Origin of the sequence: Pseudomonas sp. Xaverov 83 (assembly GCF_019352905.1) — a bacterium.
GTDB classification, from domain to species: Bacteria; Pseudomonadota; Gammaproteobacteria; order Pseudomonadales; family Pseudomonadaceae; genus Aquipseudomonas; species Aquipseudomonas yamanorum.
Map to the genome: position 1 here is coordinate 371,750 of NZ_JAAAFU010000011.1, position 13,945 is coordinate 385,694.

Genomic DNA, 13,945 nt, shown 5'->3' on the forward strand with positions numbered 1-13,945 from the left:
TCGGTGTTGTCTTTACTGCCGCCTTCGCGAGCAAGCCCGCTCCCACATTCGATCGAGTTCCATTGTTGGAATGCAGTCGACTGTGGGAGCGGGCTTGCTCGCGAAGAGGCCCTCAGGAGCACCGAAAATCAGGCTGCGAGCAACCAAACCCCAGTCGCCGCCGAAGCCGCGCCCGCCACCCGCACCAACGGCGCTGCCGCCGCCGGCAGGAAGCGCACCACGGCATAACCCGCCGCATGCAGAACCGCTGTCGCACCCACGAACCCTACGGCATACGCCCAAGGGCTGGACATATCAGGCAGCTCCAAACCATGCGCCACGCCATGGAACAGCGCAAACAGTGCCGTGGCCGCCACCGCCACGAACAACGGCGGACGCACCGCCAGCGCCACCGCCAGGCCCAGCGCCAGCACGGACGCGGCAATCCCGCTTTCCAGCGCCGGCAGTTCCAGCCCTTCAAAGCCCAGCATCCCGCCGATCAGCATGGTGCCGACGAAGGTGCACGGCAACGCCCAGCGCGCCGCGCCTTTTTGTTGGGCGGCCCACAGGCCTACGGCGAGCATCGCCAGCAAGTGGTCGATGCCGCCCAGCGGGTGGCTGATACCGGCCACCAAGCCGTTGTCGCCGTGGCCGGGGTGGGCGAAGGCGAGAGCGGGAGTGAGCAGCAAGGCTGCGGCTGCGAGAAGTGTATTGAGGCGCATGGACAGGCTCCTTGTTGAGGTTGATCAGGCTGCGGTCAGCAAGCCCTGGCGTTCGATGAAGGCGACGATTTCTTCCAGGCCGACGCCGGTTTTCTGATTGCTGAAGACGAAAGGTTTACCGCCGCGCATGCGCTGGGTGTCGCTGTTCATCAGCTCCAGAGACGCGCCCACCAGCGGTGCCAGGTCGATCTTGTTGATCACCAGCAGGTCGGATTTGCAAATCCCGGGCCCGCCTTTGCGCGGCAGCTTGTCGCCGGCCGACACATCGATCACGTAAATGGTCAGGTCCGAGAGTTCCGGGCTGAAGGTGGCCGACAGGTTGTCGCCGCCGGATTCCACCAGGATCAGGTCCAGGCCGGGAAAGCGCCGGTTCAGTTGGTCTACCGCTTCGAGGTTGATCGAGGCATCTTCGCGAATCGCGGTGTGGGGGCAGCCGCCGGTTTCCACGCCGATGATGCGCTCGGGCGCCAGGGCCTGGTTGCGCACCAGGAAGTCGGCATCTTCGCGGGTGTAGATATCGTTGGTGACCACCGCCAGGTTGTAGCGATCACGCAGGGCCAGGCACAGGGCCAGGGTCAGGGCGGTCTTGCCGGAGCCGACCGGCCCGCCGATGCCGACGCGCAGGGGTTGGGTGTTCATATGATTCTCCAAGATAAAGTGCCCTAGGAACGGAACAGGCGGCTGTACTGGCGCTCATGGGCCATGCACGCCAGGGACAGGCCAAAGGCGGCGCTGCCGTAGTGGTTGGGGTCGAGTTGGCTGGCGTCCTGCTGGGCTTGTTGCAGCAGCGGCAGCAGTTCACTGGTCAGGCGCTGGGCGGCTTGCTGGCCCAGTGGCAAGGTTTTCATCAGCACCGCCAGCTGGTTTTCCAGCCAGCTCCACAGCCAGGCGGCCAGGGCGTCGTCGGGGCTGATCTGCCAGGCGCGTGCGGCCAGCGCCCAGCCCAGGGCCAGGTGTGGTTCGGGTCGCAGGGCGAGAAACTCCCGCGCGGCGTCATCCAGTTCCGGCAAGCCGTTCAGCAGTTGGTGCAGGGAGTAACCCATCTGCCGGCTTTCCTGGTACAGCTCGCGGGTTTCGCGGCTGGCGCGGTGTTCCTCACACAACTGCGCGAGGCGTGGCCAGTCCTGTTCAGCGGCGGCCTTGCAGTGGGCGAGCAGCAGCGGCGCCTCGAAGCGCGCCAGGTTGAGCAACAGTTGATCACTGATCCAGCGCCCGGCACTTGCCGGGTCGGTCACGCGGTCTTGCTCCACGGCCATTTCCAGGCCCTGGGAATAGCTGTAGCCACCAATCGGCAGCTGCGGACTGGCCAGACGCAACAGCGCCCAGGCTGGGTTCATAGACGTACGCCGAACTGATGCAGCTTGGGTGGGTAGTTGAAGTCTTCGTCGCCATGGCGGGAGTGATGGTGACCACCGCCATAGGCGCCGTGTTCCGGCTGAAAGGGTGCCTCGATGGTTTCAGTCGTCGCACCCAACTGATCAAGCATGGCCTTGAGCACGTAGTCATCCAGCAGGCGCAACCAGCCGTCCCCCACTTGCAGCGCCACGTGGCGGTTGCCCAAGTGATAGGCGGCGCGGGTCAGTTCAAAGGCACTGCTGCAGGTGACGTGCAGCAGTTGTTCAGGCCGGGCGCACACGCGTACGACACGTCCGTCTTCGGCCTGTAGGAATTCGCCATCGTGCAGCGGCGGTTGACCGCGCTCCAGAAACAGGCCGACGTCTTCTCCATCGGCACTGAAACAGCGCAAGCGGCTTTTGCTGCGGGCTTCGAAATTCAGCAGCAACTCTGCGGCCCAGACGGGTTCGGGGGCGATTCGGCGGTGGATCACCAGCATCAGAAAGCTTCCAGCTATGAGCGATAAGCAAGCTAGAGCAAGGGTCTTGCCAACCACGCGGGGAGTAGGAATTCCCTGTAGGCAGGCGGCGTGTGCCACCTGATGGCGCAGGAAATTATTCCAAAATGTTTCATTTTGGTGCGCGAGTGGATTTATAGCACCGGATTCGGGCGCTCGGCGTTGAATTCCATGGCTCGTTGCATGAAATTTCTTTCATCTTTGGGTGTGGAAGAGTTGTTTCGGATTTTTCCCACGCAGTTACAGGATTAGGCGGTCATCGGGTTACGCGCTGTTTCATTAGGATTCCGCTCCGTGTTTAATTCTCAGCGGTTCCATCATGTACAAGTCATTTTTCTGTTTAATCATTGTCAGCTTGTCGCTCACCCTTTCATCCGCTTCGGCCAATCTCCATCGGGCCCCGGCATTTACCCCGCGGCCTTCTATCGACAACGTGATCGATCGTGCCCATGCGCTGCTGGGCACGCCCTACAAGTGGGGCGGCACCTCGGTACGGCAGGGCTTCGATTGCAGCAGCTTTCTGGTGTACCTGTTCAAGACCGAAGCCAACATTCATCTGCCCCGCACGACGTCTGAGATGCACCGCTCAACTGCGGCCACGATCAAGCGCGATGCATTGCAACCGGGTGATGCCGTGTTTTTCAGGGGCAACGGGCGCGGTCAGGTCAGCCACGTCGGTCTCTATATAGGTGAGGGCAAATTCATTCACTCGCCCCGCACCGGCAAAAGCGTGCGCATCGATTCACTGGCCAACAGTTACTGGAACAAGAACTACACCACCGCCAAGCGTTTCCACGCCGTGCGCTGATTTATTCAGTGCTGCCCAAGCCTTGCCAATGCTTGAGGCCAATGAAGATAAAGCGCAGTTGCTGGGTGATCTTGGCTTGAGGCGTGAGGTGCGCAGGCAGCGCTTCGGCGGGCGGGTCGATGATGTCGGGCAGGGTGGCGAACACGCTCTTGACGATCAGGTCGGCCATTACGTGTAAACCGTCGGAATCCAGGTGCTGGAGCTTGGGCATCAGGGTCAGGTCAGCGGCGAGGTCGCTGGTGATGTCTTCGCGCAGGGCACCAATGGCTTGGCGCACGGCGAGGCTGCCACCGTATTGCTCGCGGGCCAGAAACAGGAATTGCGAACGGTTGGCGGCGACCACATCCAGGAAAATCCGTACCGAGGCATCAATGATGCCACCCATCACGAATTCATTGTGGCGCACCAGGCGAATCGTCGCGCGAAAGGTCTGGCCGACTTCACTGACCAATACCAGGCCCAACTGATCCATATCGGCAAAGTGACGGTAGAAACCGGTGGGCACGATGCCGGCGGTCTTGGCCACTTCACGCAGGCTCAGGCTGCCGAACCCACGGCCACACTCCATCAGATGGCGGGCTGCGTCCATCAGGGCGAGTCGGGTCTGTTGCTTCTGTTCGGCACGGGGCAGCATTGGCAGGCGGGCTTTGTGGACAAGGACAGCGACGCACTCTAGCAAATCAGCTTTGCCAGCGTCGAACTTCAAAAGGGAGAAGGGCGTTGCGGTTCACACAAAGTCAAAGCCCGATCGGGTGATCGGGCTTTTTTCCAGGGCCAGCACGGGCTTAGCTCTGTGCTTGATGCAGTTCTGCCAGACGGTCGGCACCGCCTTCAGCTACGGAACCGGCGTAGGCGCGTTCGTTGGCTTGTTCAGCACCGCCTTCAACCAGGCCTTTCTGTTCCAGGCGATCACGGCCACCTTCGGCAACAGCGTTGCGTTCCATCAGGCGATCAGCGCCACCTTCAACCAGACCTTTCTGTTCCAGACGATCACGGCCACCTTCAGCGACGCCTTCGGTGTAAGCACGTTTGTTGGCTTGTTCCGAACCGTTTTCAGTGATGCTGCCGTTGTAGTCGGTGTTGTTCTTGTCCGAAGCACCGCTGCGAGCCAGGGTTTGGCTGAAGTGGGAAGCATCGGCTTTCACTTGTGGGGTGGCCTGTTCAGCAGCTGGCAGGGCAAATGCGCTGGTGGCCAGGACGGAAAGTACAAAGCTTGCGAGTAATTGGCGTTTCATGATGGGTTGCTCCTTGGGAGGGCGATAAATTGGGTACAGGGCTAATGCTACTCTTGATAAGTCGATATAAAAGTTCATAAACACAATGGTAATAATCAACAGAATTGATTGTTCCCTGCGAGGGCTCTATCTCGCAGGTCTCAAGCCCGCGCTTTTGCACCGAGGTGGGTATTTTCGACACGATCGTGGGTAACAACGGTGCGTGGTTGATGATTGAAATTGTCTGATTGGTCAGGAAAGGCGGTTTTTACCGCTAATTCATCAATGGGGTTAAACCCCCGTGCCGTTTGTCAGTCGTAGCCATATAAGCTGTAGTCAAAACGTGCGCCCCAATGCGCCCGCTAAGTCGTAACCTGGAGTCCTGTGCAATGACGCGCACTCGTAAAATTCTCGCCTGGAGCTGCGCCAGCTTCGTTTTGTTAATCGCCATTGTGGTGTTGGTCCTGGTGTTCTTTGACTGGAACCGGATCAAGCCGCCGCTCAACGCCAAGGTCTCCGAAGAGCTGCATCGACCGTTTGCCATCAATGGCAACCTGGCAGTGGTGTGGCAGCGTGAGCCCGATGAAGGCGGCTGGCGCGCCTGGATTCCGTGGCCCCATGTGATTGCCGAGGACCTGACCCTGGGCAACCCCGATTGGTCGAAAACCCCGCAGATGGTCACCCTCAAGCGCGTGGAATTGCGCATCTCGCCCCTGGCGTTGCTGGCCCAGCGTGTGGTGATCCCGCGTATCGACCTCACCGAACCGAGTGCGCAATTGCAGCGCCTGGCCGATGGCCGCGCCAACTGGACCTTCAAGTTCGACCCCAAGGACCCGAATGCCGAGCCGTCCAGCTGGGTGGTGGATATCGGCGCGATTGGTTTCGACAAAGGCCACGTAACCCTTGACGATCAAACCCTCAAGACCCAACTCGACGTAGTGATTGATTTGCTCGGTAAGCCGATCCCCTTCGGCGAGATCGTCGGGGATGCCGACGCCAAGAAAGCCCTGGAAAAAGGCTCGGCGCCGCAGGATTACGCGTTCGGCCTCAAGGTCAAAGGCCAGTACCACGGCCAGAAGCTCGATGGCACCGGCAAGATCGGTGGCCTGCTGGCGTTGCAGGACGCGGCCAAGCCGTTCCCGCTGCAAGCTCAGGCCCGGATCGGCGACACCAGCATCGCACTGGCTGGCACCCTGACCGACCCGATGAACCTCGGCGCCCTCGACCTGCGCCTCAAACTCTCCGGCAGCAGCCTGGGCAATCTCTACCCACTCACCGGCGTGACCCTGCCGGATTCGCCAGCCTATTCCACCGACGGCCACCTGATCGCCAAGCTGCATGAGGCCAGTGGCGCGTCGTTCCAGTATGAAAACTTCAACGGCAAGATCGGCAACAGCGACATCCACGGCAACCTCGGCTACGTCGCCAGCCAGCCGCGGCCCAAACTCACCGGTGCGCTGGTCTCCAACCAGTTGTTGATGACCGACCTGGCGCCGCTGATTGGCGCCGACTCCAACGCCAAGCAAAAAGCCCGTGGCGGCGAAAGCAAGCAGCCGGCGACCAAGGTGTTGCCGGTGGAAGAGTTCCGCACCGAACGCTGGCGCGACATGGATGCCGACGTTGAATTCACCGGCAAGCGCATCGTCCACAGTGCCGAATTGCCGTTCACCGATCTTTACACCCACTTGGTGTTGAACGACGGCCAGTTGAGCCTGGAGCCCCTGCGTTTCGGCGTGGCCGGTGGCAAGCTCGATGCGCAGATTCGCCTTAACGGGCGCACCACTCCGATGGAAGGCCAGGCGAAACTCACCGCGCGCAACTTCAAGCTCAAACAGCTGTTCCCGACCTTTGAGCCAATGAAAACCAGCTTTGGTGAACTTAACGGCGATGCGGATATTTCCGGGCGCGGCAACTCCGTCGCGGCATTGCTTGGCACGTCGAATGGCGATCTGAAGATGTTGATCAACGACGGCGCCATCAGCCGCGGACTGATGGAAATCGCCGGGCTCAACGTCGGCAACTACGTGGTCGGCCGCCTGTTTGGCGATAAGGAAGTGAAGATCAACTGTGCGGCCGCAGACTTCGGTATCAAGTCGGGCCTGGCGACGACTCGCCTGTTTGTGTTCGATACCGAGAACGCGATCATCTACATCGATGGCACCGCGAACATGGCCAGCGAGCAGCTTGACCTGACGATTACCCCAGAGTCCAAAGGCTTCCGCCTGTTCTCCCTGCGCTCGCCGTTGTACGTCAACGGGCCGTTTATCAAGCCGAATGCTGGCGTGAAGGCGGTGCCGCTGATGTTGCGTGGTGCGGGTATGGTTGCACTGGGTGTGATTGCCGGCCCGGCGGCGGGTTTGCTGGCGCTGGTGGCGCCGAGCGGCGATGAGCCGAACCAGTGTGCGCCGTTGCTGCAACAGATGAAGGAAGGCAAGGCACCTAAAACAGTGAAGGGCTAGCTGACAAAACCGGGAACCAAATGTGGGAGCGGGCTTGCTCGCGAAGGCGGTGGATCAGTCAAGAATGTGCCGACTGATCCACCGCCTTCGCGAGCAAGCCCGCTCCCACATGGGTTTTGCGGTGTGAGCAGTGTTAGTTACAGGTCCTTCAGAATATCCGCCATGTCGTCGGCGTGTTCTTCTTCCTGGGCCAGGATCTCTTCGAAGATCCGGCGAGTGGTCGGGTCTTTGTCGCCGATGTACTGGATGATCTCGCGATAGCTGTCCACCGCGATGCGCTCGGCCACCAGGTCTTCGTAGACCATTTCCTTCAGCGTATTGCCGGCCACGTACTGCGCGTGGGAGTTTTTCGACAGCAGGTCGGGGTTGAACTCCGGCTCGCCGCCCAACTGCACGATGCGCTCGGCCAGCTTGTCGGCGTGTTCGGCTTCCTGGGTCGCGTGCTCGAGGAATTCCTCGGCGGCGACATGCGCCTTGACGCCATTGGCCATGAAGTAGTGGCGCTTGTAGCGCAGCACACACACCAGTTCGGTGGCCAGTGATTCGTTGAGCAGACGCAGGATTTCCTGGCGGTCGGCGTCATAGCCTTCAGTCACGGCACCGTTTTCGACGTTCTTGCGGGCGCGGTCACGTAAAGTGGCTACGTCAGACAAATGTGAGTCAGTCATCTCATTCTCCTGGTACTAATCCGGTTTTGCGCCACGCTCTGTCGGCGTGATCGCTCACTGGTTGTGAGTCCCAGGCAACCCGAAAAGTTTTATCGGATTTTCCAGCGTGTGTCCCGACAGCCGCGCTTCCTCCTGCAACCACTCAAAAAACGCCCGGACCGGCGGATGCCGTTCACGCCCCGGCACGCACAGGGCGCTGTAGCCGGCGCCGTTGACGCGGATCTGTGGCCGGTAAGGCACCAGCAACCCGCTGGCGACGCTTTCCGAGACCAGGATATTGCTCGCCAATACCAGGCCCTGGCCGGCAATCGCTGCTTGCAAGGCGTAGTGTTCTTCGTCGTATTCGCGCAGTGGCGAAGCGGATTGCAACCAATCTTCCCCGGCTTTTTCGCACCAGGCCTGCCAGCCCAGGGCGTACAGCTTGGAGTTGTGCCAGCGCACGCTGATCAGGGTCGGGGTGCGTTCGCGCGCCAGGGCGACTTGTTCGGGGGAGCCATACACGGCGAAACATTCGTCGAACAGGCACAAACCGTAGAGGTTCGTGTAGTCGTCGATGCTGTAGCGGATCACCAGGTCGACGCTGGCGTCCTGCTGCAAGTCGACCACGGCGCAGTTGGTGTCCAGGCGCAGGCTGATATCCGGATGGGCGGCATAGAAGCGCCCGAGTCGCGGCACCAGCCACAGAGCGGCGAACGCCGGCGTAGTCGAGAGCGTGAGATTGCTGGCGCTGCGCTGCGGGCGAAGGGTGTCGAGGCTTTGCGCGACGTCCAGCAGCGCGCCGTGCAGGCTGTGGAACAGGCGCTCGCCGCGTTCCGTCAGGCGCACCTGGCGCGGCAGGCGCTCGAACAGCTGCACGCCGAGCCAAGTTTCCAATGAGCGAATCTGATGGGACACCGCCGTCGGCGTTACCGACAACTCCTGGGCGGCGGCCTTGAAGCTCAACAGGCGTGAGGCTGATTCAAAGGCGCGCAGGGCGGTCAGGGGCAGCGAGGCAAACATGTGAGGCTCCATGGATGAATTCAGTTCATCCAAAGCAACTATTGCTCATTTGTGAGGAAGGCCGCTCGACTCTAGATTTGTGCGCAACAGAGGCAGCCATTCAGGTTGCCTGAGTCTAGCGTGTGAAGGCCAACAGATGAAAAAAATGCTTGCGATCCATTCCAGCCCCCGCGGCGAACGTTCCCACTCCCGGCGCCTGGCCGAGGTGTTCCTGGTCGCCTGGCACACCGCCAATCCCGACGAGCAGCTGACCCGCCGCGAAGTGGGCCGGGCATCTATCCCCCACGTCAGCGAAGCGTTTATTGCCGCCAGCTTCCACCCGGAGCCGCAGGCAATGCCGTTGTCCATGCACGCCGATTTGCAACTGAGCAATGAACTGGTGGCCGAGCTGGTCGAGCACGAACTGCTGGTGATTTCCGTGCCGATGTACAACTTCGGGATCCCCAGCGGCCTCAAAGCCTGGATCGACCAGATCGTGCGCATGGGCCACACCGTAGATATCACTCAGGACAGCCAGGGCATCGCCCACTACCAGCCGTTGCTGTTGGGCAAAAAGGCGCTGATCATCACCAGTCGCGGCGGCAGCGGCTTTGGCCCGGGCGGGGAAAACGAGGCGATGAACCACGCCGATCCGCACCTGCGGACCGCGCTGGGGTTTATCGGCATTGAAGACGTCACAGTGATCGCCGCAGAGGGCGAGGAGTCCGACCCGAGTGTTTTCCGTCGTTCCTGCGATGCGGTCGAAGGCCAACTGCGCGATCTGGCCGGGAGCTTCTGAGGTGTCCTGGCTCTTCCTGCTGATCGCTGCCGGGTTTGAGGTGACGTTCGCCATGGGCATGAAGTACGCCGACGGTTTCACCCGGCTGTGGCCATCGCTGATCACCGTCATCGCGGCCGTGGGCGGGATCTACTTCCTGACCCTGGCCATGCGTGAGTTGCCGGTGAGCGTGGCCTACCCGATCTGGACCGCCATTGGTTCACTGGGCACGGTGTTTCTCGGGTTTGCGCTGCTGGGGGAGAGCCTGACGCTGATCAAGCTGGTGTCGGTGGGCTTGATCGTCGCCGGCGTGGTCGGCCTTAAGTAGCTTCAGGCGCGCCGACATTGCTGCGAACCGGTGTCGTCCAGCGCTCCGACAAAATCACCCCGCCCAAGGTCAGCAAGCCGCCCACCAGGTGATACATCGCCAGTTGCTCCTTCAACACCACTGAGGCAATCAACGCGGTGATCAGCGGCAGCAAATTGAAAAACAGCGTGGTGCGGCTCGGGCCGAGGGTCTTCACCGAATGCATCCACGCCAACGGCGCGAGCATCGAGGCCAACAGGCAGGCGTACAGCACCAGCGGGATATTCGACCAGCCAAGGCCGGCCTTGTCGGAGAGCAGGAACAGTGGAAACAGCACCACCACTGCCACCAGCACCTGCAAATACAGCAACACCAGCGGCGGCAAACGCAGTTGCCATTTTTTCAGCAGGGTGCTGTAGACCGCGTAGGCCAGGGTGGCCACCAGCATCATCGCATCGCCCATGTTCAGCCCGTGTTGCAGCAGCGCGCTGAGACTGCCGGCGGAAACCACCACTACCACGCCGGCGAACGACAGCACGGCACCGGTCAGGGCGCCGAAGGTCAGGCGTTGGCCAAGGCTGATGATGGCGGCGGTGAGGGCCATCAGCGGCATCAGCGACAGGATGATGCCCATGTTGGTGGCCGAGGTCAGGTTCGCGGCGTAATACGCCAGGCTCTGATACACCGCCATGCCCAGCACGCCGAGGATGAAGATCTTGCCCAGGTTGGGGCGAATCAGCGACCAATTGGCGATGACGGGTTTGAGCATGAACGGGGTAAACAGCACGCCCGCCAGCAGCCAGCGATAAAAGCCGATCTCGGCAGGGAAAATCGTCCCCACCGCGAGTTTGTTGACCACGGTATTGCCGGCCCAGATAAAAATGGCCAGTAACGGATAAGCGTATTGCATCGAAAGGAGCCTGTTGCGTCTATGAGCGGCGATTATCCTTTGTCTGGATCGAAGCCTATACTTCGATCCAGCCATCCGACCTCTGTATCCAGACAATATGCCGAAGAAGTACATCAACCTTCCCGATTTCGACCAGTTGCCGTCCCCGGTGTATTTCCGCTATTCGGAATTCGAGGCCGACACCCATGCCAGTGCGCACCAGCATGCCTGGGGTTCCCTGGACTACTCGGCCCGAGGCGTGATGCGTTTTGAAGTGGCCGGCAGCCGCTTCATGTCGCCGCCGCAGTACGCGGTGTGGATTCCGCCAAACACCCAGCACAGTTCCTACAATGCCCAGGCGATCGTCTACCGCTCGGTATATCTGGCGCCCGCCTTGTGCGAGCAATTGCCGGCGCAGCCGTGCACCCTGACCATCAGCGATATCCTCAAGGCGATCCTCAGTGATTTTGCCGAGCGTGACGTCAACATTCCTGAGAATGAAGCCGATGTGCGCCTGGCCCAGGTGCTGGTGGACCAGCTTCGGCAGGCCCCGGTGCACGATTGTTTCCTGCCGTACGCCAGCCATCCCGGGTTACTCAGCGTGCTGGAGGGTATGCAGGCCGATCCCGGGAATAACCGTGCGCTGGCCCAGTGGGCGGAGCAGGTACATGTCAGTGAGCGCACCCTGGCCCGGCAATTCGTGCGTGAGCTAGGGATGAGTTTCGGCGAATGGCGCCAACGCCTGCGTTTCCTCGCGTCCATCGAAGCGCTGGACAGCCCGCGCAGCGTCCAGGAAGTGGCCTTTGACCTGGGCTACAGCACCGCCTCGGCGTTTATCGCGATGTTTCAGCGCCAGGCTGGCTGCACCCCGGAGCAGTATCGTCGGACGAATATTCGTAGCAGGTGAACGTGTAACAGGGTTTGACTACACTGCTGGGGAGGCCGTGCCCCTCGGCACGGTAACAGGGAGAAAACTCCATGAAGATGCTGCGTATTCCGCTGTTGATGATGGGCTTGCTGTTGTGTTCCCAAGGCTTTGCCGCGACTGCCGCACAGACGGCTCAGCAACAAAAAATGACCACTTGCAACGCCGAAGCCAAGACCAGTGGCAAAACCGGTGATGATCGCAAGGCATTCATGAGCACCTGCCTCAAGGCCGCCCCGGCTGCCAACGACGCCAAGACCCTTACGCCACAGCAGCAAAAAATGAAAGACTGCAACGCCACGGCGAAAACCCAGGCGCTGACCGGCGATGCACGTAAAACGTTTATGAGCACCTGTCTGAAGAAATAGTGATGCAGAACCCTGTGGGAGCTGGCTTGCCTGCGATTGCGACCTGACAGTCGATGCCTTCGTTGACTGACCCACCGCTATCGCGGGCAAGCCAGCTCCCACATTGGGCCGGGTTTAGACTTCTCGCTTGATTCACCCAAGGCTGGCAGACTGCCCATCCTTTAACGCCGTTCGTTTTGAGGCTGTATGCCAACGTTTTCTCAGCGTCACGTGTTGTTGTTGGTCAGTTGCGTGCTGATTTTTGGCGGGCTGCTGCTGGTTTTGCCGTTGAAGTTGCTGCCGAGCCTGCTGGCCGGGCTGCTGGTGTATGAGCTGGTCAACATGCTCACCCCGCAGTTGCAGCGATTAATCGAAGGCCGGCGGGCGCGCTGGTTGGCAGTGGCGTTGCTCGGGACTTTGATCGTCAGCATCCTGACCCTGATCTTTGCCGGGGCCATCAGCTTCCTGCTGCACGAAGCGGAAAACCCGGGGGCTTCCCTGGATAAATTCATGGGCGTGGTCGACCGAGCCCGCGGCCAGTTGCCGCCGTTTCTCGACGCGTACTTGCCGGCCAGCGCCGCAGAGTTCCGCGTGGCCATCGGCGAATGGCTGAGCAAACACCTCAGCGAATTGCAGTTGGTGGGCAAAGACGCCGCGCACATGTTCGTGACCTTGCTCATCGGCATGGTGTTGGGCGCGATCATCGCCCTGCAGCGGGTGCCGGACCTCACCAAGCGCAAACCCCTGGCGGCCGCGTTGTTCGACCGCCTGCACCTGCTGGTCCAGGCCTTTCGCAACATCGTCTTCGCCCAGATCAAGATCGCCGCGCTGAACACCGCGTTCACCGCGATCTTCCTCGCCGTGGTGCTGCCGCTGTGCGGGATTCACCTGCCGCTGACCAAGACGTTGATCGTGCTGACGTTCCTGCTGGGCCTGTTGCCGGTGATCGGCAACCTGATGTCCAACACCCTGATCACCATCGTGGCTCTGTCGCTGTCGATTTGGGTGGCGGTGGCGGCGTTGGGCTACCTGATTGTGATCCACAAGGTCGAGTACTTCCTCAACGCGCGGATCGTCGGTGGGCAGATCAGTGCCAAGTCGTGGGAATTGCTGTTGGCGATGCTGGTGTTCGAAGCCGCCTTCGGCCTGCCGGGGGTGGTGGCGGGGCCGATTTATTATGCGTACTTGAAGAGTGAGTTGAAGCTGGCGGGGATGGTTTAGGCATTGATGTTGCCTGGACTGGCCCCTTCGCGAGCAAGCCCGCTCCCACATTCGGCTGCATTCCAAAGTTGGAACTCGGTCAAATGTGGGAGCGGGCTTGCTCGCGAAGGGCGCGCCACGGTTTCAGCTAAAACTCAGTAGCCGTAGCGCTTGCTGGCCTCAATCGCCAGACCACTGCCGATACTGCCAAAGATATTCCCTTCCACATGCTGCGCATTCGGCAGCATCGCCGAGATGCTGTGGCGCAGCGCCGGAATCCCGCTGGAACCCCCGGTAAAGAACACTGTGTCCACCTGGGCCACGTCCACCGAGGCATCGTTGAGCAACTGGGTCACGCTGTTGCGCACCCGCTCCAGCAAGCCATCAATGGCCGACTCGAACAATGCCCGACTCAATTCCACGCTCAACCCTGGTTCGACCCGGTCCAGCAGCACATGGCGGCTGTCCTGTTGGGTCAGCTGGATCTTGGTTTCTTCCACTTCCATCGCCAGCCAGTGCCCGGCGCGCTGTTCGATCAGGTTGAACAGCCGGTCGATGCCGCCCGTGTCCTCGATGTCGTAGCGCATGCTGCCCAGCGCCAGCTTGGATTTTTGCGAGTACACCGAGTTGATGGTGTGCCAGGTCGCCAGGTTCATGTGGTGGCTGGTGGGCATGTAGGCGCCGCTTTTCATGCGGCTGCCGTAGCCGAACAGCGGCATCATGCCGGCCAGCGAGAGTTGCTTGTCGAAGTCGGTACCGCCGATATGCACACCGCCGGTGGCGAGGATGTCGTCGTGGCGGTTGTCGATCTGGCGGCGC

Annotated in this window: 17 protein-coding genes; 7 read left to right on the forward strand and 10 right to left on the reverse strand. The window is 60.9% G+C overall.

Translation table 11 applies throughout. The features are described 5' to 3' along the window. Positions 1–128: 128 nt before the first annotated feature. The 4 genes from K0H47_RS06080 to ureE are packed head-to-tail and all read right to left on the reverse strand — an operon-like array spanning position 129 to position 2,535. On the reverse strand, positions 129–701 hold the full coding sequence (locus tag K0H47_RS06080; RefSeq protein WP_218263933.1) for a HupE/UreJ family protein: 573 nt from the start codon (positions 699–701) through the stop codon (positions 129–131). Between the two features lie 24 nt (positions 702–725). Next, the gene (gene ureG, locus K0H47_RS06085; protein ID WP_003217431.1) at positions 726–1,340 is read right to left on the reverse strand and encodes an urease accessory protein UreG; all 615 of its coding nucleotides are present in this window, start codon (positions 1,338–1,340) and stop codon (positions 726–728) included. A gap of 23 nt (positions 1,341–1,363) precedes the next feature. After that, entirely contained in the window at positions 1,364–2,038 is a 675-nt protein-coding gene (locus K0H47_RS06090; RefSeq protein ID WP_063033370.1) for an urease accessory protein UreF, read from the reverse strand. Continuing rightward, entirely contained in the window at positions 2,035–2,535 is a 501-nt protein-coding gene (gene ureE / locus K0H47_RS06095) for an urease accessory protein UreE (protein ID WP_017478370.1), read from the reverse strand. The genes K0H47_RS06090 and ureE overlap by 4 nt, the downstream gene beginning before the upstream one ends. Before the next feature lie 337 nt (positions 2,536–2,872). Between ureE and K0H47_RS06100 the strand changes: the two genes are divergently transcribed. Further along, complete coding sequence (locus tag K0H47_RS06100) at positions 2,873–3,361, forward strand: C40 family peptidase (protein WP_093202310.1); 489 nt, start codon at positions 2,873–2,875, stop codon at positions 3,359–3,361. Between the two features lies 1 nt (position 3,362). Here the strand turns inward: K0H47_RS06100 and K0H47_RS06105 are convergent, their stop codons facing one another. Both K0H47_RS06105 and K0H47_RS06110 read right to left on the reverse strand, forming a co-directional pair. Beyond that, the gene (locus K0H47_RS06105; RefSeq protein WP_177069990.1) at positions 3,363–3,995 is read right to left on the reverse strand and encodes a TetR family transcriptional regulator; all 633 of its coding nucleotides are present in this window, start codon (positions 3,993–3,995) and stop codon (positions 3,363–3,365) included. 151 nt (positions 3,996–4,146) lie between these two features. Beyond that, complete coding sequence (locus tag K0H47_RS06110) at positions 4,147–4,596, reverse strand: hypothetical protein (protein ID WP_063033368.1); 450 nt, start codon at positions 4,594–4,596, stop codon at positions 4,147–4,149. A gap of 368 nt (positions 4,597–4,964) precedes the next feature. On the opposite strand from K0H47_RS06110, the gene K0H47_RS06115 reads away from it, so the two are divergent. Further along, a complete protein-coding gene (locus K0H47_RS06115; protein WP_201142998.1) occupies positions 4,965–7,034 on the forward strand; it encodes an AsmA family protein in 2,070 nt (689 codons plus the stop codon). A 137-nt stretch (positions 7,035–7,171) separates the two neighbouring features. Here K0H47_RS06115 and K0H47_RS06120 read toward each other — a convergent pair whose 3' ends face one another. Beyond that, positions 7,172–7,702, reverse strand: coding sequence for a bacterioferritin (locus K0H47_RS06120; RefSeq protein WP_017478375.1), 531 nt, complete (start codon positions 7,700–7,702; stop codon positions 7,172–7,174). A gap of 54 nt (positions 7,703–7,756) precedes the next feature. Then, positions 7,757–8,713 carry a LysR substrate-binding domain-containing protein gene (locus tag K0H47_RS06125; RefSeq protein WP_177025923.1) on the reverse strand — a complete coding sequence of 319 codons (957 nt, stop codon included), beginning with the start codon at positions 8,711–8,713 and terminating at the stop codon, positions 7,757–7,759. 124 nt (positions 8,714–8,837) lie between these two features. On the opposite strand from K0H47_RS06125, the gene K0H47_RS06130 reads away from it, so the two are divergent. Then, positions 8,838–9,479: an FMN-dependent NADH-azoreductase gene (locus K0H47_RS06130; protein WP_219272182.1), complete on the forward strand. Its 642-nt coding sequence runs from the start codon at positions 8,838–8,840 to the stop codon at positions 9,477–9,479. Position 9,480: 1 nt separating this feature from the next. After that, a complete protein-coding gene (locus K0H47_RS06135; RefSeq protein ID WP_177025925.1) occupies positions 9,481–9,786 on the forward strand; it encodes a multidrug efflux SMR transporter in 306 nt (101 codons plus the stop codon). On the opposite strand, the gene K0H47_RS06140 is transcribed toward K0H47_RS06135, so the two are convergent. Then, a complete protein-coding gene (locus K0H47_RS06140; protein WP_177025926.1) occupies positions 9,779–10,675 on the reverse strand; it encodes a DMT family transporter in 897 nt (298 codons plus the stop codon). The two genes, K0H47_RS06135 and K0H47_RS06140, sit on opposite strands and share 8 nt — an antisense overlap. Positions 10,676–10,772: 97 nt before the next feature. Between K0H47_RS06140 and K0H47_RS06145 the strand changes: the two genes are divergently transcribed. The 3 genes from K0H47_RS06145 to K0H47_RS06155 all read left to right on the forward strand — a co-directional run bounded on the left by K0H47_RS06145 (position 10,773) and on the right by K0H47_RS06155 (position 13,147). Beyond that, positions 10,773–11,561 (forward strand): helix-turn-helix transcriptional regulator, encoded by a 789-nt coding sequence (locus K0H47_RS06145; protein ID WP_063033362.1) that lies wholly within the window; start codon positions 10,773–10,775, stop codon positions 11,559–11,561. A 71-nt stretch (positions 11,562–11,632) separates the two neighbouring features. After that, positions 11,633–11,947, forward strand: a complete 315-nt coding sequence (locus tag K0H47_RS06150) for a PsiF family protein (protein WP_017478381.1) — start codon at positions 11,633–11,635, stop codon at positions 11,945–11,947. A 186-nt stretch (positions 11,948–12,133) separates the two neighbouring features. Then, positions 12,134–13,147 carry an AI-2E family transporter gene (locus tag K0H47_RS06155; RefSeq protein WP_003217402.1) on the forward strand — a complete coding sequence of 338 codons (1,014 nt, stop codon included), beginning with the start codon at positions 12,134–12,136 and terminating at the stop codon, positions 13,145–13,147. A 134-nt stretch (positions 13,148–13,281) separates the two neighbouring features. Here K0H47_RS06155 and K0H47_RS06160 read toward each other — a convergent pair. Then, positions 13,282–13,945 (reverse strand): Hsp70 family protein (locus tag K0H47_RS06160; RefSeq protein ID WP_219272183.1); only part of this gene is annotated, 664 nt, incomplete at its 5' end.